1 protein-coding gene is annotated in these 1,976 nt (G+C 59.6%); it reads right to left on the bottom strand.

Annotation, left to right across the window (positions count from 1 at the left end; genetic code table 11):
* Window positions 1-908 precede the first annotated feature (908 nt).
* A complete protein-coding gene (locus tag U1739_RS20890) occupies window positions 909-1,511 on the bottom strand; it encodes a hypothetical protein (RefSeq protein ID WP_332710544.1) in 603 nt (200 codons plus the stop codon).
* Between the last annotated feature and the right edge of the window lie 465 nt (window positions 1,512-1,976).

Genomic DNA, 1,976 nt, shown 5'->3' with positions numbered 1-1,976 from the left:
CCATCGCTCTGGTCGGCGTGCCGGGGCTAATCGCTGCGATGCAGGCCTGAGCGCCCCGCGCTAGCACGCGCCGCTATCAGCGCTGCTCGACCACCGTTCTCACACAGCCTCGGTGGAGAGCGGTCATTGCGAAACGGCAGCAATTTCGGCATCCCTGCCGTCTCATGGAATTGAAACTCATGCCTTCCGCAACCCTGTGCCTGATGCTCCTCGTAAGCGGGTGCGCCTCACCGAAAGCTCTCCCTCCGTTCCACGTCATCGTCCGGGGTCCGGCTTCATCGTGCAGCATCGAAGTCGATGGGCATAAGGTCACTACAGATGAATTGCTTCTGATTGCACGCCCAGAAGCAAAATCAGGCCGCCGTGCGCATCTGGATACAGACATGGGGCAAACGCCCTATCGATGCATTGGAGGCGTCATCTACACCCTGCAAAGGGCAGGCATTAAAACCGTTGGGTTCATCGCCGAGCCACCTGCGGAGAACGAGTAGCAATGGCGGCAACTGGGGCATTTTCGATTAGGTCCGCGCCCCGGAACGCCAGATCGCTTGACCATTTGGACAACCTGCTACGCTCGATGAATGTCTGCAAGCGGGGCGAACGCAGCCGAGCTTCAATCTCGGCGGAAGCAGAGAATGCAAATCGGGATCGGCGAGAGGGCTATGGCTGCGAAGGTGACAAGTTCGCCAACATGCGCCAAGCCGAAATCAAGACCGCCAAATGCGAACGTAAACCACACCGTCGCGCCTATGACGAGCGTGTAGCAGATTGCTGCAATCCGCGCCGTGGCGTCTGCCTTTCCCGTCATACACGCCGGATAACACGGGACCGAGCGTCTGCAATGAGTAAGTCGCCTATCGCTCTCGAATGACCGGAAGTGGGCGCTTTCCGCCAGTCCGCTCTCGGCGCTATCGAGCACCATCCTCCGTCAATTGCCGCAAGACGAGGGAATCACAATTTACCGGGTCCCTCCCCGCTATCGGCCCGGTCGTGTTTGAGTCCACGCGGCCCGTGCAGCCGAGGTCACTGAACAGCGATGGTGTGGACGTCACCCCATCGCGCGTGATCGTGAGCATGATCTCCTGTATCTGAATGCCCAGGTCCGAAGCCTGCTCCCTGGACAGCAACCTTGCAGAGCGCAACGTGCCGCCGGTCGGGAGGAACAATAGCCTCGGGAACGTGTAAATGCTGTCAGACATCGTTGCTTTGGCGTTCGACCGCGCCAGTTCATTCCAATGGTCGATCCACGTCTTGTCGAGAGGCCAGCCCCGCCCGAAGCCCAATACTATCTTCTTACCCTGGCTGAAGGAAATCTCCATGCCCGCCTGATCATCCAGCAAGGCGATGACGTGTCCGCCCTTTGCGGGCATGGCGACTGCGACGCCGCTTAGGGCATAATGGGAAAACCAGCCGGCCATGCCGGGGGCATAGTTATAGCGCCGCACGGCAGTGAGCGCGTTTACCGTGGATGCGGTTCGACTGAAGCCGTTTTCCAGATAGCCGATCGTCATGCGGTATCGCAACTGGTCCGACGGCCGGGAAAAGCTGCAACCGCAGACGGATAGGGCGCCACAAGTCGCCAGCAGGGTCGTTGCTATCGTGCCGCTACGCCGCCAATTGACGCCGATGATGACTCGAAGGCGTGCCAACCTAGCGAAAGCTTCTCGCTTCATGCCACTCGATCTGTAGCGGAGTGGCCTTGAAGGAGCATTTGCCCGCGCAACATGTTCGTGCCGATACGTCATTGCCTTCCCCCGTCAGCCGGCCACGAATAAGGTGCCTGGTCAAGAAAACGACGGCAAGTGCGCGATAGCGAAAAGGTGGCCTTCGGACGACCGCTTGCCGCCGCCAACGGCGATAAGTGGTGGAGGCTGTGTGGAAACGCGCTGATATGCTATGATCATGGTCTGATTTGGGAGGCCGGTGATGGGGCGTTTCATCGAAGGTTGCGATCGGCGGCAGCAGCTTTTCCTGCC

It is taken from the genome of Parasphingomonas puruogangriensis (assembly GCF_036663635.1).
Taxonomy (GTDB): Bacteria; Pseudomonadota; Alphaproteobacteria; order Sphingomonadales; family Sphingomonadaceae; genus Sphingomonas.
The sequence above is the reverse complement of the archived record's forward strand: the minus strand, read 5'-3'. Positions and strand labels throughout refer to the sequence as shown.